Origin of the sequence: Mesorhizobium sp. M0030 (assembly GCF_040323695.1) — a bacterium.
In the GTDB taxonomy this organism is placed as follows: domain Bacteria; phylum Pseudomonadota; class Alphaproteobacteria; order Rhizobiales; family Rhizobiaceae; genus Mesorhizobium.
This window is the reverse complement of sequence record NZ_JAMYVE010000001.1, coordinates 492,499-512,279: the sequence shown is the minus strand read 5'-3', so window position 1 is coordinate 512,279 and position 19,781 is coordinate 492,499. Positions and strand designations below refer to the sequence as shown.

Genomic DNA, 19,781 nt, shown 5'->3' with positions numbered 1-19,781 from the left:
TTTTTTAAATGCGGCGTTATGCCATCGGATTCGGAGCAAATCAAAGTTTTTTCGCCAGCGCCTCCGCCTCGGCATCGACGGTCGTGCGATTGCGCAGCCGCAAACGGTGCTCGCGATGGATGATGTAAAGGCCGCTGGCGACGATGATGGCAGCACCCACCAGCGTCCAGCGGTCGGGGAACTGGTGGAAGATGATCCAGCCGGACAGGATCATCCAGACCATCTGCGAATAGGGGTACGGCGCCAGCGCCGTGGTAGTCGCCAGGCGGTAGGCCTGCACCAGCAGCCAGTGGCCGCCGGCGCCGAACACGCCCAGCATCACCAGTATGAACCAGTGCCAGCCATCCTGCGGCAGCCCATGCGAGAACGGCAGCATCGGCAGAAGCAGCACGGCCGGCGCCAGCGCCGAAAACAGGATCAGGCTTTCCGAGGTTTCGCTGGCTGACATCCGCCGCGTCATGATGACGTAAAAACTGTTCGACAGCATCGAGCCGAGCGCGAAAAGATGGCCGATGCCGAACACGCCGATGCCCGGCCTTGTAATGACGAGCACGCCGACAAAGCCCGACAGGATTGCCAGCCAGCGCCGCCAGCCGGCCCATTCACCAAGCAGCGGTCCGGCAAGGGCGGTGATCACCATCGGCCCGAAGAAGTAGATCGAGGTGGTCTCGGCCAGTTGAAGCGTTTTGAGCGCCATGACGTTGCACATGGTCGAGCCGAACAGCAGACCGCCGCGCAGGATGTGGGCCGGCAAATTGTTGGCGCGGAAGCGCGACGGCTCGCGCCAGCCGCGCAGGAAGACGCCGACAAGCAGGACATGGACGGTGAAGCGGGCCCAGGCGACGATCAGCGCCGAGACGCCGGCCAGCACCAGATATTTGCTCGAGGTGTCGAGAAAGGTGAAAAAGACATAGGTCGAAAGCATGAACAGCATCGCCGCGGGCGGCGTTGCGCTTTCGTCTGATTTTGCGGGAACGTTCAAATGTCAGGCCGGGCAGGGAGGATCAACGCTTAACCTTTGCGGCAATCGCCTGCGCCCGGCAAGCCAAAAGCGACTGGCACAACAGGCGTCTGAGACAGGTTCAGCGCAGGCCGATCCGATGCCAGCTAAGGCGCTTTGCGTTCCGCTGCGACGTTCTGACATCCGGTGCTTTGCCGTCGGATGCCACTTGCGCCTGGAGATGAAGCCACAACGCCTCGGCGACGGGTCCATGCGGTCGGTCGCGCCGGCGCACCGCCGCCAGGATCTCCGTCCGGCCGGGCAGATGTGCACCAGCGATCGAGATCAGCCTCCTATCCCGCAGTTCGTCCTCGATCAGCCATGCCGGCAGATGGCCCCAGGCCAGTCCGTGAAGGATCAGTTCCTTCTTCATCAGATGATCCGGCGCCGAGCACTGATGCGCACCGTCGATGAGGAAATAGCTCTCCGGCGCTGGCCGCCGCGCCGTGTCGCGGATCACGCACTGGGTGAAGGGCCGCATCTGCTCCGGCGCAATCTCGCGGCCAGGCGCGAACGGAAGGAACCCAGGCGCCACCACCGGCACGAGGGGCACCGCGCAGAGATCGATCCGCTCGAGATGCGGATCGGAAGGATCCGCGCGATGGAAGATGAGGTCAGCCGAGCCTTCCATCAACCGTTCGAGCGGACCGCCGACCGCCTCGTACTCCAGGTGCAGGCGTGTCCCGGTGCGTTCGGCAAAGAAGCCGCTGAGCATACGCAGGATTTGCGGTCGCGGGCAGAGATCACCCATGACGACACGCAGGACCGTCTCCTCGCCACTCGCCAACTGGCCCGCATAGGTTCGCAGATGGTCGAGCTCGCGCAATGTCAGCTGCGCTCGCGCGTGAAACTCGCGGCCCGCCTCCGTCAGCCCCACCCGATATCCGCTGCGGTCGAGAAGTGTGAGCCCGAGCAACTGCTCGAGGCGTGCGACAGCGGCGAAGACGGATGGATGCGATCGGTTCAAGGCAAGGGCGGCCGCCTGGAAGCTGCCCTCGCTTGCCACGGCGTCAAAGCACCGTAGGTCGTGGAGTTTCAGACCATTCATTATCGCCAAAACCTACTGAGATTGTCCAATCATAGTAATTTTCCTGGATAATTACGAGGCCTAGGGTGGCTCATTCAAAGGGCGGCGGGAGCATCGAACTCCTTTCGCCAGGGTGAGATGAGGACCAGATGACTGACACGCTTTATTTTACTACGGGCGACGGCTGCCGGATCGCCTATCAGCTGGCGGGGGCCGGCCCTGTGCTTGTGCTCTCGAATTCCATTGCGACGAACCTGCATATGTGGGACCGGCAGCTTGCGGAATTTGCCGGATCTTTCCGGGTGCTGCGCTATGATCTGCGCGGCCACGGCAGTTCCGATGCTCCGGCCGGAGCCTATTCGCTCGATCGGCTGGGCCGCGACGTCCTTGAGTTGCTGGATGCGCTTCAGATCGCCCGCGTGCATTTCTGCGGGCTGTCGCTGGGCGGCTTCGTAGGGCAGTGGCTGGGTATCCATGCCCCGGACCGCATCGAGCGTCTCATCCTTTCCAACACCTCGCCACATCTCGGGCCGGCTTCTTACTTTGACGAGCAGATCCGTACTGTCCTTGCTGCGAGCAACATGTCGGCCGCCGCTGACATGTTCATGCACAACTGGTTTCCCGCCTCGATGCTTGCCGGCCCAAACGAAACCGTCGACGCGTTCCGCGCGATGGTCCTGGCGACGCCGCCCCAAGGTCTCGCGGGATGCTTCGCCGCCGTACGCGATTGCGATCTGCGCCGGACTGTCTCCCTCATTACCGCCCCCACTCTGGTGATCGGTGGAGAAGACGACAAGGTAACGCTGGCAAGCCACAGCGAGGCGATCGCAGCCAGCATCCCCGGCGCCACGCTTACACTGCTTCCGGGCGTCCATATGCTGAACGTCGAGCGGCCGACTGAATTCATGAGCGCCGTTACACGCTTCCTGCTGAATTAGGCGTGCATGCGGGCGCCCTTGGTGATCTTGTCGACGAGTTTCTTGTCGGCACGCAGCGCGATGCCGACGATCTTGGCGTCCTCAGGGCCGAACTCGGCGAAGACGGCGCGGTTGGCCGCATCGAAGCCGGTGGCAAACATCTCCTCGACATAGGCTGACGCCGTCACGCCCCGCTCCAGCGCCTTCCGGTGGATGGAGTTGAGCGTCGGCCCATCGGCCGAAAGCACGATGACCGGCTGGATCGACAGAGGATTGTAAAGGTTGCCGGCGCGGTCGCGGTAGGGTTCGCCGATAATGTCGGGGAATTGCGCGACGACGCCGCTGCTCAGGAAGGCCGTGACGTTGAGCTTTTGCCAGACGGCGAGATCGTCCCGCAGCACGATTGCAAATTTCGTATCGAACACCAAAATGAGGACTCCGGAGCACGCCCATGAAGGGCAGGGATAGGTGATGACGCACGATCTAGACGGTGAGGCGACACAGGGTCTTGGACGTTCGTGCGCGGATGAAGACCGGATCGTCTCGGCGCCAGGCAGGACCGGCATCGAGCGCATCGAGGCGCATTTCCATGGCAAAGCCTTCGACCTGCACCGTCATGATACGCTTGCCGTCGGCGTGACGCTTTCCGGTGTGCAGCGCTTCCACTACAGGGGCACTGTCAACCACAGCCTGCCCGGCCAGGTTATCGTGCTGCATCCCGACGAAGTGCACGATGGCGGCGCCGGGACCGAGGATGGTCTGCGCTACCGGATCCTCTATCTAGAGCCGTCACTGCTGCTCGACTGCCTCGACGGCGCGCCGCTGCCTTTCGTCAGGGATGCTGTGGTCAGCGATCCTGCCTTGCGTGGCACGCTGCTTTCGGCCCTGTCGCCGCTCTATGAGGAACTGGACGAGCTGTTCGTCGCCGATTTCGTTGCGGAGCTGGCGCAGCATCTGGGGCGTCATGCGGGACAGAAAGCAAAGCCGATGGGGAAGTCGGCCTCGCGTGCGGCAGCGCTGGCGCGCGGCTATCTCGAGGAGAATGCCGAGCGGTCCGTTCGTTCCGATGAGCTGGAAGCCGTCACCGGGCTCGACCGCTATGCGCTGTCACGCCATTTTCGCGCGACCTATTCCACCAGCCCGCATCGGTTCCTGCTGATGCGCCGGCTGCAAAAGGCAAGACGGATGATCGAGGTGGGCGAGCCGCTGGCCGAGATTGCCGTTGGCGCCGGCTTCAGCGACCAGAGCCATTTCAACAGGCATTTCAAGAAAGCATTCGGCCTGACGCCCGGCCGCTGGTCGACCCTGGTGCGCGGCCCTTCGGTGGCGGCCTAGCTCAAGACACGCGGCCGCCGTGCCGGTCAGTCGTCGATGTCGGCGTCGTCGTCGACGAGCACCAGCTCCTCGTTCGACAAATTGGCCTCGATGCGGGCGAGCAGCTTGAACAGCGTCTTCTGTTCTTTCTTGTCGAGGCCCTTCAAGGCCTGCTTTTCGGTCTTCTTCACCGACTTCTCGATGGCGTGGATGATCTCGCGGCCGGTGTCGGTGAGAAAGATATGCGCCTGGCGTGCATCCGCGGAAGAGGCGCGCTTTTCCAAAAAGCCCTGGGCCTGCAGCCGGTTGATGGTCTTGGTGATGGTCGGCGGGCGCACGCCGAGGCGGCCGGCGAGATTGCCGGGCGTCTGGCCGTCCTCGCGGTCGAGCGTCAGCATGATCTGGTCCTGGCCGGCATAGAAGCCGTGCGCCAGAAGCCGCGCCGCCAGCGCGGTCCTTGCCAGCCTTGCCGCCGAATGCAGCCGGCTCATCGTTGCAGTCTTGTCCGCCTTGGCCATGGTGATCCCTCTTCGGCCGTACCGGTGCGTGCAGCATAGACGCAGCCGGCCGGTTGGCAATCGACGATCAAAAAGATTCCGGCTTTCGAAACAGCTTTGCCGGCAAGCATTTGTGGTGCTCGAAATGGTGATGCCAGATGTTTATTTCAGTTAGATGACAAACGAGTTTCCGCCAAGGCGATTGCAACGGTTTGACGCGGCGCGGCTCAGCACAGGTCAACGAAGAGGCGTTTCCGGCGACACGTTGATGGTCGGCATCCCTCGCACTCGGCCTCTCGGGTCTACCATCCGCTTCGTCAATCCTGGGTCAAACACCCAGGCGGTTTGCCTCGTGCAAAAGGCCGGCACACATCCTATATCAGGCCAACAATCCCTTCTTGCGGCCCGCAATTCCGTGGCCCAGCCATTTCGAGGCAAGATATGAGCGAAGCACAGACGCAAATCCCCGTGACCGTTCTCACCGGCTATCTCGGCGCCGGCAAGACGACGCTGCTCAACCGCATCCTGTCGGAAAACCATGGCAAGCGTTATGCCGTCATCGTCAATGAATTCGGCGAGATCGGCATCGACAATGATTTGATCGTGGAATCCGACGAGGAAATCTACGAAATGAACAATGGCTGCGTCTGCTGCACGGTGCGCGGCGACCTGATCCGCGTCGTCGAAGGCCTGATGCGCCGTCCCGGCCGTTTCGACGCCATCGTCGTCGAGACCACCGGCCTCGCCGATCCGGTGCCGGTGGCGCAAACCTTCTTCATGGATGACGACGTGCGCTCCAAGACCAGGCTCGACGCTGTCGTGGCCCTGGTCGACGCCAAGCACCTGCCGCTCAGGTTGAAGGATTCCAAGGAAGCCGAGGACCAGATCGCCTTCGCCGATGTTGTCGTGCTGAACAAGACCGATCTGGTGACGCCCGAAGAGCTGGCCAAGGTCGAAGCCACCATCCGCGCCATCAACCCGGCGGCCAGGATCCACCGCACCACGCGCGCCGGCGTGGCGCTGTCGGAAGTGCTCGACCGCGGCGCCTTCGACCTGTCGCGCGCATTGGAGAACGACCCACATTTCCTCGAGGCGCACGATCATGATCACGACCACCATGACCATGACGGGCACGATCACCACGACCATGATCACGACCATCATCATCACGATCACGCGCATCCCTCCGACATCCATGACGTGACCGTGCAGTCGGTGTCGCTGCGCGGCGGCGAGATGGACCCGAAGAAATTCTTCCCGTGGATCGAGAAGATCACTCAGATGGAAGGTCCCAACATCCTGCGGCTGAAAGGCATCATCGCGCTCAAGGGCGACGACGAGCGCTATGTCATCCAGGGCGTGCACATGATCATCGAAGGCGACCACCAGCGCGCCTGGAAAGACGGCGAAAAGCATGAGAGCCGGCTGGTGTTCATCGGCCGCGAGCTTGACGCCGAACGGCTGAAGAAGAGCTTTGACGCCTGCCAGGCGGCTTGATTTCCGGACTCTATGGCGCTAGCGCTGCCCGCTCTTCCTTCTCCCCTTGTGGGAGTAGGTGGCCTCGCGAAGCGAGGTCGGATGAGGGGTGCTCCAGCTCGGCACCGACGGCGATCCGTCCAACACCCCTCATCCGTCTCGGCGCTGCGCGCCGATCCACCTTCTCCCACAAAGGGGAAGGTTGACGCCAGGCCTGGCCGCCTCAATGGCTTCCCGGGAGTGGTGACAGCTTCATTGGAATGGTCCTGATGCCCACAGTTGCTCCCCTCGACCTGGAAGGTCACTGCCTTGCCGCCGTCTTCCTCGACAACGTGCCGCATTTTGCGCTGGCCGATGGGACAGTTCATAGGCTCGACAACGGCCACAAGGCAATTCAGGCCAATGACGGCCTGCTCTCCACGTTCCATGACGCCGCCAACGACCGCCTGATCACCGGCGGCGAGGACGGCAAGATTTTTGCTGTCACCGCAGGTGGCACCGTCGGCGAATTGGCGAGCGCCGGCAAGAAGTGGATCACCAGCGTCGCCGCCGGGCCGCAAGGCGCTATCGCCTATGCCACAGGCAAGACTGCGTTCGTGCGCTTTGCCGACGGCAAGACCAAAGAGTTTGCCCATCCGCGTTCGGTCGAGGGGCTGGCCTTCTCCCCCAAGGGCATACGCTTCGGCGTCGCCCGCTACAATGGCGCGACGCTGCATTTCCCGGCCGCCGAGGGCAAGCCGGTGGAGCTGGAATGGGCCGGTGCCCATACCGGCGTCACCTTCTCGCCGGATGGCGCCTTCCTCGTCACCACCATGCAGGAAAACGCGCTGCATGGCTGGAAGCTCGCCGACGGCAAGCACATGCGCATGACCGGCTATCCCGGCAAGGTCAAAAGCCTGTCGTGGAGCGTGAAGGGCAAATGGCTGGCGAGTTCCGGCGCGCCGGCGGCGATCGTCTGGCCGTTTTCGGGCAAGGACGGCCCGATGGGCAAGGCGCCGCTGGAGCTCGGCACGCGCGGCAACGCCATGGTGACATCGGTTGCCTGCCATCCGAGCCAGGATGTCGTCGCCGTCGGCTATGATGACGGCATGGTCATGGCGGTGCGCTTTACCGATGCCAAAGAGGTGCTGTTGCGCCGCCCGGGCAAGGGCGCCATCACCGCGATGATGTGGGATAAGGAAGAGCGCCGGGTCGCCTTCGGCAGTGCCGCCGGCGACTGCGGCGTCATCGATATCTCGGCGTGACCTATTCGGCTCCGCACGACACCTTGCCGGTCAATTCTTTCGGCTTGCCGTCCTGTTCCGTGTCGGCGGCGTTGTCGTAGACGGCAAGCGTGTACCGGCCGTCATAGACGCCCTCGTCACTGGTCTTGGTCAGGATCGTCAGTTCGACAGAGTTGAATTTATCTCCGAGCTGATGCTCGTGGTAGACGTTCAGCCGCAACTCCTTGTCGTCCAGCCAGTACTGGGTGAGGTCGGAATCCTCGAAGACGGTCTTGCGCAGACTGTCGCCTTCCGGCCGGCCAAGTATCTCGAGATCGCCGCGAAAATTGAAGGTCGGGCCGCCCATACCTCTGGTGACCCCGGCGCCGACCTCGAATTGCACCGCTTTGTCATCGACGGAACACCAGACGCCGCCCGATGCGGAAGCCGCAGCGGCCGACAAGAGTAGCGCAATAGCGCAGATGATCGTCCGCATTTTTCTCCCCAAACCACAGACCCGATCGCATTGGCGCCCGACTGCGCCGGAAGGTCAAGTCTGCCGAACTTGCTGCTGACCCAATGCAGGGCACCAACACGGCCAATTGCGGTTGCCGTCGCCAATTGGGTAGTGTGCCGGCCGAGAGGGATTTCATGCACAGCACGAACAGTTCAAAAGCATCCATCGACGGTATCAGCCGTGACCGCATCGCTGCATTGCGGACAAGCGAGGCGAACACCTTCCGCAAGGCGCGGCCGAAATCGCAGGCCAAGGTCGGTAACGGCCTGCCAGGCTTCTTCGGCGGTGTGCCGATGCACTGGATGAACGACTGGCCGACGCCATTCCCGATCCTGGTCGAAAGCGCCAAGGGCGCCGCCATCACGGACATCGACGGCAACAGGCTGGACGATTTCTGCCTCGGTGACACCGGCTCGATGTTCGGCCATTCGCCGCCGCCGGTGGCGCGCGCCATCCGCCGCCAGGCCGGGCGCGGCCTGACCTATATGCTGCCTTCGGAAGATGCGCTGGCCATCGGGCCGCTGCTCACACAGCGTTTCGGTCTGCCGTTCTGGCAGATCGCCACCACCGCCACCGACGCCAACCGCTTCGCGCTGCGCGTCGCCCGCGCCGTCACCGGCCGCGAAAAGATACTGGTCTTCAACGGCTGCTATCACGGCTCGGTCGACGAGACGATGGTCCGGATGGTCGACGGCAAGCCCGTGAATCGGCCGGGGCTGGCGGGTGAGTTTCGCGACCTGACCAAGACGGCGAAGGTCATTGAATTCAACGATGTCGCCGCGCTGCAAGCAGCGCTCAAGGACAAGGATGTCGCCTGCGTCATTGCTGAGCCGGTGCTGACCAATTCCTGCATGGTGCTGCCCGATCCGGGTTTTCACGACGCCTTGCGCAAACTGACGCGCGCGGCCGGAACGCTGCTTCTGATAGACGAGACGCACACGATTTCGACTGGACCCGGCGGCTACACCAGGAAATTCGGGCTGCAGCCCGACCTGTTCGTGCTGGGCAAGCCGATCGCCGGCGGCGTGCCGGCAAGCGTGTGGGGCATGAGCGACGAGGTCGCCTCGCGCTATGCCGACTACAATCGAACCAAGGAGCCGGGCTATTCCGGCATGGGCACGACGCTGTCGGCGAACCCGCTGCAGTTCGCAGCCATGCGCGCAACGCTCGAAGAGGTGATGACGCAGGAGAATTATGCCCGGATGGATCGCCTCGCCCTGCGGCTCGATGCCGGGCTGACCGGCGTCATCGATCGCTACAATCTGCCCTGGCATGTCGCCCGCGTCGGCGCCCGCGTCGAGTTCATCTGCGCCCCTGGCCCGCTCAGGAACGGCGCCGAAGCCGAGACTGCCCATGCGCCGGAGCTTGAGGCGGCTATCCATGTCGCGCTGGTCAACCAGGGCGTGCTGATCGCGCCCTTTCACAACATGATGCTGATCTCACCGGCCACCACCGGCGCCCAGGTCAACCGGCTGATCACCGCCTTCGCCACGGTTGCGGCAAGGCTGACGGCATGAGACAAGCTGCCAAGCCAAACTCGAGTACACTAATCATGACTTCACCTTCGGGCTCGACGCCCGCCGAGGCGCAAGCCTTTCTCGACGCCCATCCCGAAATCGAAGCCTTCGATATCGTCTTGACCGACGCCAACGGCGTCGGCCGCGGCAAGATCGTGCGCCGGCATGAGCTGAAAAGCATCTTCGAGGGCGGCCGCCACATGCCGATCTCGATCCTCGGCCTCGACATCACCGGCGAGGATGTGCACGAAACCGGGCTGATCTGGACGACTGGAGACGGCGATCTCAGGGCATGGCCCATTCCCGGCACGCTGGTGCCGCTTTACGGCACGAACCCGCCGCGCGGCCAGTTGCTGATGGCGATGTACCATCTCGAGGGACAGCCAATGTCGTCGGACCCGCGCTTGGCGCTGGCCAGGCAGGTCGACATCTTGGCGGCCAAGGGCCTCTATCCCGCCGGCGCCTTCGAACTCGAATTTTTCCTGCTGGCCAATGAGCGCGATGCCGATGGCAAGGTGAAACCGGCGGATGCCGTGCTCGACGGCCGCCGCTCGGCCAAGACGGAAGTCTATTCCGTCGACCATCTGCACGGCATGGAGCCGCTGTTTTCCGACATCTATGCCGCGGCTAAGGCGCAAGGCATTCCGGCCGAAACGGTGATTTCCGAATACGCGCCCGGCCAGTACGAGCTGACGCTGAACTACCGCAAGGATGTCATGCGGGCGGCCGACGACCTCGTCATGTTGAAGCGGCTGGTGCGGGCGCAGGCGCGCCGCCATGGTGTTACCGCCTGCTTCATGGCCAAGCCGATCGAAAAATATGCCGGCTCCGGCATGCATTTCCATGTTTCGCTGCAGGACAAGAACGGCCGCAACGTTTTTGCCGAAGCCGGCGGCGAAAGCTGGTCGCTGCCGCTGCTGCAGGGGCTCGGCGGGCTGATCCAGACCATGGCCGAATCGATGCTGGTGTTTGCGCCGCACGCCAATTCCTGGCGGCGCTTCGTCTCGCAGTCCTATGCGCCGGTGGCGCCGACCTGGGGCGTCAACAACCGTTCGGTGGCGCTGCGCGTGCCGGCCGGCGACGCCAAGAACCGGCGCATCGAGCACCGGCCGTCGGGCGTCGACGCCAATCCCTACCTGATCGCGGCAACGGTGCTGGCCGGCATCATCAAGGGTCTGGACGAAGGCCTCGACCCCGGCCCTGAAACCACTGGGAATGGCTATGAAGCCGCTGTCACGCGCACGACCATGCCGGTCGACTGGCGCGCCGCGATCGAGGCGGCGCGCGCCTCGAGCTTCCTGAAAGAGGCGCTTGGCGAGGATCTGCATCGCACCTTCGTGGCGATCAAGCAGTCGGAGTATCTGCGCGTCGCGCGTACGGTGAGCGAGCTGGACTACCACCTCTACCTGCACGAGGTCTGAGAGACCGTTTCGAAATTCTACTCCGGCGGCCATCGATGGTGGTTTCTGCGCTTCCGATGCTCACGGACCAAATGTCCGCTGCGCTTCGGTTCTCGAAACCACCACCATATGACTCGCCAGAGCGAATTTCGAAACGGTCTCTGATTGCCCTGACGGCGGGCGGCGATCACTTTTTCGCCGCCTGCATCAAATGAGGTGGCGCTGCAGCCTTCAAGAACATATCATGAACGGATGAGCGCGCCCACCGTCCGTGAAAAGCTGGCAATCCTGTCTGACGCCGCCAAATACGACGCCTCCTGTGCTTCGTCCGGCTCGGCGAAGAAGGATTCGCTCCAATCCGGCGGTATCGGCTCCACAGAAGGCATGGGCATCTGCCATTCCTACGCGCCGGATGGCCGCTGCATTTCGCTCCTGAAAATCCTGCTCACCAATTTCTGCATTTACGATTGCAGCTACTGCATGAACCGCTCGTCATCGAATGTGCGCCGCGCCCGCTTTAGCATCGACGAGGTGGTGAAGCTGACCATGGACTTTTATCGGCGCAACTACATCGAGGGCCTCTTCCTGTCCTCAGGAGTCATCCGCTCCCCGGACGAGACCATGGCCGAGATGGTGGAGGTGGCGCGGCGGCTGCGGCTGGACGAAAAATTCTCCGGCTATATTCATCTGAAGACCATTCCGGAAAGCTCGGCCGAACTGGTCGAGCAGGCCGGGCTCTACGCCGACCGGCTGTCTATCAATGTCGAACTGCCGACCGATGAGGGCGTGAAGAAACTGGCGCCGGAGAAGAAGCCGCAAACGATCCGGCTTTCCATGGCGAACCTGCGCCGGAAGATGGAGGAAAAGGCCGAGCCGACGTTGCGGACCAAGAAGCGCGAACGCTTTGCGCCCGGAGGTCAGTCGACGCAGATGATCGTCGGCGCCGACAAGACATCCGACGACGGTATCTTGCACTCCAGTGCGCGGCTCTATGGCAGCTACCATCTGCGGCGCGTCTATTACTCCGCCTTCAGCCCGATCCCGGATTCGTCATCGTCGCTGCCGCTCCAGAAACCGCCGCTGATGCGCGAGCACCGGCTCTATCAGGCCGACTGGCTGATGCGCTTCTACGGCTTTTCGCAGCCGGAAATCCTCGCCGGCAGCAGCGACGGCATGCTCGATCTCGCCATTGACCCCAAGCTCGCCTGGGCTTTGCGCAATCGGGCGAGGTTTCCCGTCGACATCAACCGCGCCGATCGGGAAGCGCTGCTGCGGGTTCCGGGTCTGGGCACCAAGGTGGTGGCGAAGATCCTTGAAACCCGCCGCCACCGACGTATGCGGCTGGAAGATGTCGGACGGATCTGCCATTCGATCGCCAAGCTGAGGCCCTTCATCATCGCCGAAGGCTGGTCGCCGGGCGGACTCACCGACAAGACAGGCCTGCGCGATACGATCGTAAAGTCCTGCGAACAACTGTCGCTGTTTTGACCATGCAGCCGGCCCAGCTCGACCTTGCCCGATACACTGTCCGGCTAGCGAGCCAGACCGATTTCGCCGGTTGGCGCGATGCGGCACGGCGTCTGGCGCTGAACGAGGTCCGACCTGAGGATATTAGTTGGGGTGTCGGGTCCGACGCCAATGATCCTCAAGATGCCTTGCCGGCGGTGCCAGAGGGCGCGCAGCTTACCGTCCCGCGCGAGTTCATCGCCCATGCCGAAACCGCCTTCTGCCACTCCGACCCCGGCCGGTTTGCCTTTCTCTACTGGATGCTTTGTCGCCTGCGCACCGAGCCGAAACTGCTGGCGATCGCATCCGATCCCGACACCAGGCGGCTCGAAGCCATGGAAAAGGCGGTGCGGCGCGACAGCCATAAGATGCATGCCTTCGTACGCTTCCGGAAGATCGGCTACGGCGAGGACGAGCGCTACGTCGCCTGGTTCGAGCCGGAGCATTTCATTGTCGAGCGCAACGCGGATTTCTTCGTCCGGCGGTTCACCGGCATGCGCTGGACCGTCCTGACGCCCTATGCCTCCGCCGACTGGAATGGCGAAAGGCTGGCGATCGGCCCGGGTGCGGCCAAGGGCGATGCACCCGATCAGGACGACACCGAGGCGTTGTGGCTGACCTATTTCCAGAACATCTTCAACCCGGCGCGGCTCAAGGTGAAGGCGATGCAGAAGGAGATGCCGAAGAAATATTGGCGGAACCTTCCCGAGGCCTCGCTCATTCCAGATCTGATCGCAGGAGCGGACGAGGCCGCTATAGCCATGATTGCCAGACAACCGACGACGCCGGCGCCGCACCACGCCAAGCTGCAGGCAAGACATTGGCCGAAGCCCGAGCCGGCCGAGGCGCCGGATGAAGACGATGCCAAGACGATTTCCGATTTGCGCGAGGCTGCAAAGGGTTGTCGTCGCTGCCCGCTCTGGCGCGACGCGACACAGACCGTGTTCGGCGAGGGGCCGGATGACGCCAAAGTGGTCTTCGTCGGCGAACAACCTGGCGATCAGGAAGATCTCGCCGGCAAACCTTTTGTCGGGCCAGCGGGCAAAGTGTTCGATGCAATTCTCGATGACGCAGGCGTCGACCGGCAAAAAGTCTACGTCACCAACGCCGTCAAGCACTTCAAGTTCGAGCCGCGCGGCAAGCGCCGCATCCACTCGAAGCCAAATACCGGCGAAGTCCAGGCCTGCCGCTGGTGGATCGGCCGGGAGCTTGAGCTGATCAAGCCGGACCTCGCCGTGGCGCTTGGGGCAACGGCGGCGTTGTCGCTGCTGGGCAAGGCCATTGCTGTGACGAAAATGCGCGGCCAGGTGATCGAACGCGAGGATGGCTTGCGCGTGTTCATCACCATCCACCCGTCCTTTATCCTGCGCATTCACGAGCCGACAGACAAGGAGGCTGAGCGCGAGCGGTTCCTAAAGGATATGAAAGAGGTGAAGCGGCTGATGGGGTCGTGAGATGAGCGAAAGCCTCAGCGACGAAGCTGAGTGGCTTCAGCCAATCACCTACGGTCGTGAATCCAACGTTGGAAACTTCGGCCGCCACGGCCGAATTAACTGATTAGAATTGCCCTCAGATCATTCACATTCGTACCCGTCGGCCCCGGCACGAACAGATCGCCGATCGCGTTGAACGCCGTCCAGGCATTGTTGCCGGCCAGCATCGCCTTGGCGTCGACGCCGGCGGCACGCATGCGCGAGACAGTCGAGCCATCGGCAAAGGCGCCGGCATTGTCTTCAGAGCCATCGATGCCGTCGGTATCGGCGGCCAGTGCATGAATACCTTCCGCGCGGCTGATACCGATGGCAAAGGCGAGCAGGAATTCGGAGTTGCGGCCGCCCTTGCCCCTTTTTCCGTCAACAGGGGCCCGCAACGTCACGGTCGTCTCGCCGCCGGACAGGATCAGCACCGGCTTTTGGAACGGCCGGTTGCGCGTCGCCACTTCGCGCGCAATGGCTGCATGCACGCCACCGACCTCGCGCGCCTCGCCCTCGATGGAATCGGAGAGGATGACGGCTTCGATGCCTTGCCGTTTTGCCTCAGCGGCTGCCGCTTCCAGCGACACGCCAGCCGAGGCGATCAGGTGCACTTCATTGCGTGAAAAGCGCTGGTCATCCGGATCTGGCGCATCGGCCTCTGGCGAGTTGATGTGCGCCATGACGGCGTCGGGCAGTTTTATGCCGTAGGCCGCTATCGAGGCCAGCGCATCCGCCCGGTTGCCGGAGTCGGGCACGGTCGGGCCGGAGGCCACCAGCGCCGGGTTGTCGCCGGGAATGTCAGAGACAACCAGTGATACCAGTTTGGCCGGCCAGGCGGCAGCTGCCAGCCGGCCGCCCTTGATGGTTGAGACATGCTTGCGGATGGTGTTCATGGCCGCGATCGGCGCGCCGGAGGCGAGCAGCGCCTCGTTGACGGCGATTTCGTCGGCGAGCGTCAGGCCAGCGGCAGGCGACGGCAGCAGCGCCGATCCTCCGCCCGATATCAGCGCCACTACCAGGTCGTCCGCAGTCAGCCTTTGCACCTTTTCGAGCAGGCGCCGCGACGCCTCAAGACCGGCAGCGTCCGGTACCGGATGTGCCGCCTCGATGATTTCGATGCGCTCGCATCTGGCGCCATAGCCGTAGCGAGTGACGACCAGCCCTTCGATTGGGCCATCCCACACCTTCTCGAACGCGGCCGCCATCTGCGCCGAGCCCTTGCCGGCGCCAATGACAATGGTACGGCCCTTGGGCCTGGCCGGCAGATGATCCCTGATGGTCCGTTCAGGATCGGCAGCGGCAACAGCGGCATTGAAGATCGAGATGAGAAAGGATTTGGGATCGAGCACGGTTATCCTTGGCCGTAACTGGCGGTTTTCAAAATGAGCAAACGTTGGCGCTGCCCCTCACCCTCACCCCGTGAAAGACGGGGAGAGGGGATCGCCAGCGCTCGAGCTTGTCCTTTCTCCCCGTCACTATACGGGGAGAAGGTGCCGGCAGGCGGATGAGGGGCAGCGCCAACGTCACGATTTACCTTCCGGCGGCAGCGCCAATTGTGTCCGATCGACGCCGAGATGATCGCACAGTGCATCGACGACGACGCCATGATCCTGGCGTTCCGGCAGGCCGGAGACGGCGATGACGCCGATGACGCCGGCACCCTTTACAGTCACCGGAAACCCGCCGCCGGCCAGTACGTAATCAGCAATATCCAGCCCCTCGCCGACCTTGAAGGTGCGGTCCGGTCGCTGCTGTTCCAGCACCAGACGATAGGTGCTCCTGAGGTAGCGCTTGACCACATTGATCTTGCGTCGTGCCCAGTCGGGGTTGGAGGCGTTTGAACCGGGCATCGCGGCATAAAACAGCGGCCGATCCCACAGCCTGATATCGATGATGATGGGCAGCTTTTCGGCCAGCGCCCGCTCGCGGATCGCCGCGCCGACCTTGAACGCGACGGCCTCGTCGAAGGCCGGGAAGACCAGCGTCTCTTCCTGTTTCTGGATCAGAGCGATGTCGTCTGCGGCGGCCATTTTTGTTCTCCGAAATCGTCACAAATCGTGTGTACGACAAGCTCCGCCCGGTCAAGGTCTCGTCGCGGTGGTGGTCTTGCCCCGCCAGGATCGCCCCCCACTCCGTCGAGCTTCTCTCGACACCTCTCCCCCGATCGACGGGGTAGAGGAAGGGCGCAAAGCTGTCCGAACCGGCGCCCGTCCTCCGAAGCAAAGGCTCCTTCCTCTCCCTCCGGAGGGGGAGAGTTGGCGCCGCGCAGGGGCGACGGAGTGGGGGAACCTCTTGGCAACCAGGCGCAATCATCATCTTGTCCCGCGCGGATGATGAGTCCTAACCCGCGATCATATCGATCTTGGCCGGCCGCCCCGCGACATAGACCTCGCGCACGGCACGGTCGTCGCCCAATGTCTGCAGCAGGAACAGCTCCTCCGCCAGCGTCTCCACAGTCTCCATCCTCAGCCGCATCGCCGGCGTGGCGCGGGCGTCGAGCACGGTGATGTCCGCGTCGGTGCCTTCATCCAGCGTGCCGACCTTGTCCGCCACAGACAGCGCCTCGGCATTGCCACGTGTTAATTGCCAGAAGGACTGGAACGGGTTCAGCTTTTCGCCATTCAGCGCAATCACCTTGTAGCCCTCGTCCATGGTGCGCAGCATCGAATAGTTGGTGCCGCCGCCGACATCGGTGGCGGCAGCGATCCTGAGCGGCTTGTCGCGGCGACGAATGCGCTGGTAGTTGAACAGGCCGGAGCCGAGGAACAGGTTCGAGGTCGGGCAGAACACCGCCACGGAGCCTGAGTCCGACAGCGCATCGGCCTCTCGTTCCGAGAGATGGATGCAGTGGCCGAACAGGCTCTTTGGCCCCAGCAGGCCATACTGCTCGTAGACATCGGTGTAGTCGCGCGCCTGCGGATAGAGTTTTTGCGTGAAGGCGATTTCGGCGTGGTTTTCCGACAGATGCGTCTGCATGTGCAGGTCGGGGTTTTCGCGGCAGAGCGTGCCGGCCATCTCCAGCTGCTCGGGCGAGGATGTGATGGCGAAGCGCGGCGTGATCGCATAAAGCTGGCGGCCCTTGCCGTGCCATTCCGCAATCAGCGCCTTCGTATCGTCATAGCCGGATTGCGGCGTGTCGAGCACGCCTGCCGGCGCATTGCGGTCCATCATCACCTTGCCGGCAATGTTGAGCATGCCGCGCGCATGCGATTCGGCAAAGAACGCTTCGGCAGACGCCTTGTGCACCGAGCAGTAGGCGGCGACCGTCGTCGTGCCGTGGCGCACCATCTCGTCCAGGAACAGCCGAGCGATGCGGCGGCCATGCTGAGCGTTGGCGAATTTGGTCTCTTCGGGAAAGGTGTAGGTGTTCAGCCAGTCGAGCAGTTCGGCGCCGTAGGAGGCAATGACCTGCATCTGCGGAAAATGCGCATGCGCATCGATGAAGCCGGGCAGCAGCAGATGCGGCCGATGATCGATCTTTTTCGCACCGTCGCCCGCTTGCTTTTCGACTTCCGTGTAGCTGCCTACGGCAACGATCCGGCCGTCGCGGATCAGCAGGCCGCCATCCTCCTCATAGCGCCAGGCGGCATGGTCGTCGATGGCTTCGGGCCAGCGCAAAAAACTTAGGGTGCGGCCGCGCAGAAGTGTGGAGGTCATCCCTATTTCCCTGCGCCTTCGAACCAGGCGACCAGCAGCGCCCGTTCCTTGTCGCTGATCTGGGTGACGTTGGCGGGCGGCATGGCGTGGCTGCGCCCGGCCTGCAAATAGATTTCACGCGCATGCTCGGCAATGCCGGCGTCGGTGTCGAGCATCACGCCCTTCGGCGCATGGTAGATGCCTTCATAGACCGGCTCGGCCGTATGGCACATCGAGCAGCGGCCAAGCACGGTGTCGCGCACCGCCGGGAAATGCGACGAGGCGATATAGACTTCGGCCGCGGCGGATGCCTTGGGCTCGCCGGTCAGTATTTTCGGCGCTGTCGACAGCCACATGATGATCATGAACAGAACGGCAGCTGCCATCCAGGTCCAGTGCGGATTGCCGGCACGCTTGTGCACGGTGTTGAAATAGTGCCGGATCAAGACGCCGATGATGAACACCAGCGAGGCGATGACCCAGTTGAACTCCGTCGCAAACGCCAGCGGATAGTGGTTCGACAGCATCAGGAACAGCACGGGCAGCGTCAGGTAATTGTTGTGCAGCGAGCGCTGCTTGGCGATCTTGCCGTATTTCGGGTCGGGCTTGCGGCCGGCAATCAGGTCGGCGACGACGATCTTCTGGTTTGGAATAATCACCATGAAGACGTTGGCCGACATGATCGTGGCGGTGATGGCGCCCAGATGCAGGAAAGCGGCGCGGCCGGTGAACAGATGCGTCAGCCCCCAGGCGATGAACACCAGCACGCCATAGAGCACCAGCATCAGTCCGGTGTCACTTTTGCCGAGCGGCGACCGGCAGAGCAGATCGTAGACAACCCAGCCGACGCCGATCGTCGCCATCGACAGCAGGATGCCCACGGGAACCGACATGGACAGAACATTGGGGTCGATCAGGAACAAATCGGCGCCGGCATAGTAGACCACGCACAGCATGGCGAAGCCGGACAACCATGTGGCGTAGGATTCCCACTTGAACCAGGTCAGGTGTTCCGGCATTTCGGCCGGCGCCACCAGATATTTCTGGACGTGGTAGAAGCCGCCGCCATGCACCTGCCATTCCTCGCCGAATGCGCCGGCCGGCATGCCGGGGCGCTGGCGCAGCCCAAGGTCGAGCGCGACGAAATAGAAGGACGAGCCGATCCAGGCGATGCCGGTGACGACGTGCAGCCAGCGCACGGCGAAACTCAGCCAGTCCCAGAAAATCGCGAAATCCATCATTTGAAATCGTCCCTGCCGATCGGCTGACTTTACGGTGTCGGGCGCAAACGAAAAGAGGCGAGGTGTACGATGACTTTCAAAAAAAAATGGAAAATACTAGGCTGACCACGTACGCCGCCACATAAAGAGCCACGAATGGCCTATCTCGACAACATCGCCGTCTTCGTCCGCGTCGTCGAGCTTGGTAATCTCTCGGCGGCAGGCCGCGACATGCGCATTTCGCCGGCGGTCGCCTCCAACCGCATCAAGGAGCTGGAAAAACACCTCGGCGTGCGGCTGTTCAACCGCACCACACGGCAATTGATGCCGACGGAGCATGGCACGGTGTTCTACTCCGGCGCCAAGCAGGTGCTGGAGGCGATCACCGAGGCGGAAGCCGCGGTCTCGGCTCTTTCCGGCCAACCGCGCGGCACCATCAAGGTGACCGCACCGCTCGGCCTCGGACGGCGGCTGGTGGCGTCGGGCATTCCGGATTTCCACGACAAATACCCCGATATCGAGGTGCGGCTGAGGCTCTCCGACCACAATATCGACATCATGAAGGAAGGCATCGACGTCGCCTTCAAGCTCGGCATCATCGAGGATTCCAGCCTGCGGATGCGCGGGATCATGGAATGTGAACGCGTGCTGGTGGCGGCACCGAAATATCTCGAAGCGCGCGGCGAGCCGGTGGAGCCACAGGAGCTGATCGGCAAGAAGCACGACTGCCTGATGCTGCGCTATTCCGGGGCGCGCGAATATGTCTGGACGCTGCAGACGCCGTCCGGCCCGCAGAAATTCGAGGTGCACGGCCCCTACGACACCGACGATGGCGATGTGCTGACCGGCTGGGCGCTGTCGGGCCGCGGCATCATCAACAAGCCGCGCTTCGAGGTCGAACCCTTCATCCGGGACCGGCGGCTGCAGGTCATCCTGGCCAGCACGCCGCCAACGCCGGTGCAGTTCGCCGCCGTCTATCCGCACAAGAAGCTGCAGGACCCGAAGGTGCGGCTGTTGCTCGACTTCATGGCCGAGCGTTGCCAGCGGCTGATCAAGGATTTGCTGGCCGGCCGGTAG

The 19,781-nt window shown here is 63.0% G+C and carries 18 protein-coding genes; 9 read left to right on the top strand and 9 right to left on the bottom strand.

The features are described 5' to 3' along the window. Positions 1-40: 40 nt before the first annotated feature. Positions 41-925, bottom strand: a complete 885-nt coding sequence (locus NKJ80_RS02370) for a DMT family transporter (RefSeq protein WP_032886143.1) — start codon at positions 923-925, stop codon at positions 41-43. Between the two features lie 157 nt (positions 926-1,082). After that, positions 1,083-2,048, bottom strand: a complete 966-nt coding sequence (locus tag NKJ80_RS02365; RefSeq protein ID WP_023689239.1) for a LysR family transcriptional regulator — start codon at positions 2,046-2,048, stop codon at positions 1,083-1,085. 128 nt (positions 2,049-2,176) lie between these two features. Between NKJ80_RS02365 and NKJ80_RS02360 the strand changes: the two genes are divergently transcribed. Further along, positions 2,177-2,965: an alpha/beta fold hydrolase gene (locus NKJ80_RS02360; RefSeq protein ID WP_023689240.1), complete on the top strand. Its 789-nt coding sequence runs from the start codon at positions 2,177-2,179 to the stop codon at positions 2,963-2,965. Here the strand turns inward: NKJ80_RS02360 and NKJ80_RS02355 are convergent. Then, positions 2,962-3,369, bottom strand: coding sequence for a DUF2000 family protein (locus NKJ80_RS02355; RefSeq protein WP_023714565.1), 408 nt, complete (start codon positions 3,367-3,369; stop codon positions 2,962-2,964). The genes NKJ80_RS02360 and NKJ80_RS02355 overlap by 4 nt on opposite strands. Before the next feature lie 46 nt (positions 3,370-3,415). Between NKJ80_RS02355 and NKJ80_RS02350 the strand changes: the two genes are divergently transcribed. Then, positions 3,416-4,279: an AraC family transcriptional regulator gene (locus NKJ80_RS02350; RefSeq protein ID WP_023714566.1), complete on the top strand. Its 864-nt coding sequence runs from the start codon at positions 3,416-3,418 to the stop codon at positions 4,277-4,279. Positions 4,280-4,305: 26 nt separating this feature from the next. On the opposite strand, the gene NKJ80_RS02345 is transcribed toward NKJ80_RS02350, so the two are convergent. Then, positions 4,306-4,776, bottom strand: coding sequence for a MarR family winged helix-turn-helix transcriptional regulator (locus tag NKJ80_RS02345; RefSeq protein ID WP_023694717.1), 471 nt, complete (start codon positions 4,774-4,776; stop codon positions 4,306-4,308). 420 nt (positions 4,777-5,196) lie between these two features. On the opposite strand from NKJ80_RS02345, the gene NKJ80_RS02340 reads away from it, so the two are divergent. Continuing rightward, positions 5,197-6,252, top strand: a complete 1,056-nt coding sequence (locus NKJ80_RS02340) for a CobW family GTP-binding protein (RefSeq protein ID WP_023694718.1) — start codon at positions 5,197-5,199, stop codon at positions 6,250-6,252. A 248-nt stretch (positions 6,253-6,500) separates the two neighbouring features. Next, positions 6,501-7,475 (top strand): WD40 repeat domain-containing protein, encoded by a 975-nt coding sequence (locus tag NKJ80_RS02335; RefSeq protein WP_023689246.1) that lies wholly within the window; start codon positions 6,501-6,503, stop codon positions 7,473-7,475. Between the two features lies 1 nt (position 7,476). On the opposite strand, the gene NKJ80_RS02330 is transcribed toward NKJ80_RS02335, so the two are convergent. Next, positions 7,477-7,929, bottom strand: a complete 453-nt coding sequence (locus NKJ80_RS02330; protein WP_023683507.1) for a hypothetical protein — start codon at positions 7,927-7,929, stop codon at positions 7,477-7,479. A 155-nt stretch (positions 7,930-8,084) separates the two neighbouring features. On the opposite strand from NKJ80_RS02330, the gene NKJ80_RS02325 reads away from it, so the two are divergent. The 4 genes from NKJ80_RS02325 to NKJ80_RS02310 all read left to right on the top strand — a co-directional run bounded on the left by NKJ80_RS02325 (position 8,085) and on the right by NKJ80_RS02310 (position 13,827). Then, positions 8,085-9,467: an aspartate aminotransferase family protein gene (locus NKJ80_RS02325; protein WP_023689247.1), complete on the top strand. Its 1,383-nt coding sequence runs from the start codon at positions 8,085-8,087 to the stop codon at positions 9,465-9,467. A 35-nt stretch (positions 9,468-9,502) separates the two neighbouring features. Beyond that, complete coding sequence (locus NKJ80_RS02320) at positions 9,503-10,888, top strand: glutamine synthetase family protein (RefSeq protein ID WP_023683505.1); 1,386 nt, start codon at positions 9,503-9,505, stop codon at positions 10,886-10,888. A gap of 231 nt (positions 10,889-11,119) precedes the next feature. Continuing rightward, positions 11,120-12,355 carry a putative DNA modification/repair radical SAM protein gene (locus NKJ80_RS02315; protein ID WP_023707780.1) on the top strand — a complete coding sequence of 412 codons (1,236 nt, stop codon included), beginning with the start codon at positions 11,120-11,122 and terminating at the stop codon, positions 12,353-12,355. Between the two features lie 2 nt (positions 12,356-12,357). Next, a complete protein-coding gene (locus tag NKJ80_RS02310; protein WP_352496982.1) occupies positions 12,358-13,827 on the top strand; it encodes a UdgX family uracil-DNA binding protein in 1,470 nt (489 codons plus the stop codon). A 95-nt stretch (positions 13,828-13,922) separates the two neighbouring features. On the opposite strand, the gene NKJ80_RS02305 is transcribed toward NKJ80_RS02310, so the two are convergent. The 4 genes from NKJ80_RS02305 to NKJ80_RS02290 form a co-directional block, all read right to left on the bottom strand. After that, positions 13,923-15,203, bottom strand: a complete 1,281-nt coding sequence (locus NKJ80_RS02305; protein WP_352497098.1) for a glycerate kinase type-2 family protein — start codon at positions 15,201-15,203, stop codon at positions 13,923-13,925. 168 nt (positions 15,204-15,371) lie between these two features. Continuing rightward, the gene (locus NKJ80_RS02300) at positions 15,372-15,878 is read right to left on the bottom strand and encodes a heme-degrading domain-containing protein (RefSeq protein ID WP_023671370.1); all 507 of its coding nucleotides are present in this window, start codon (positions 15,876-15,878) and stop codon (positions 15,372-15,374) included. 310 nt (positions 15,879-16,188) lie between these two features. Then, the gene (gene guaD / locus NKJ80_RS02295) at positions 16,189-17,505 is read right to left on the bottom strand and encodes a guanine deaminase (protein ID WP_352496981.1); all 1,317 of its coding nucleotides are present in this window, start codon (positions 17,503-17,505) and stop codon (positions 16,189-16,191) included. Positions 17,506-17,507: 2 nt separating this feature from the next. Then, positions 17,508-18,725, bottom strand: coding sequence for a urate hydroxylase PuuD (locus tag NKJ80_RS02290; RefSeq protein ID WP_352496980.1), 1,218 nt, complete (start codon positions 18,723-18,725; stop codon positions 17,508-17,510). 135 nt (positions 18,726-18,860) lie between these two features. On the opposite strand from NKJ80_RS02290, the gene NKJ80_RS02285 reads away from it, so the two are divergent. Next, positions 18,861-19,781: a LysR family transcriptional regulator gene (locus NKJ80_RS02285; RefSeq protein WP_352496979.1), complete on the top strand. Its 921-nt coding sequence runs from the start codon at positions 18,861-18,863 to the stop codon at positions 19,779-19,781.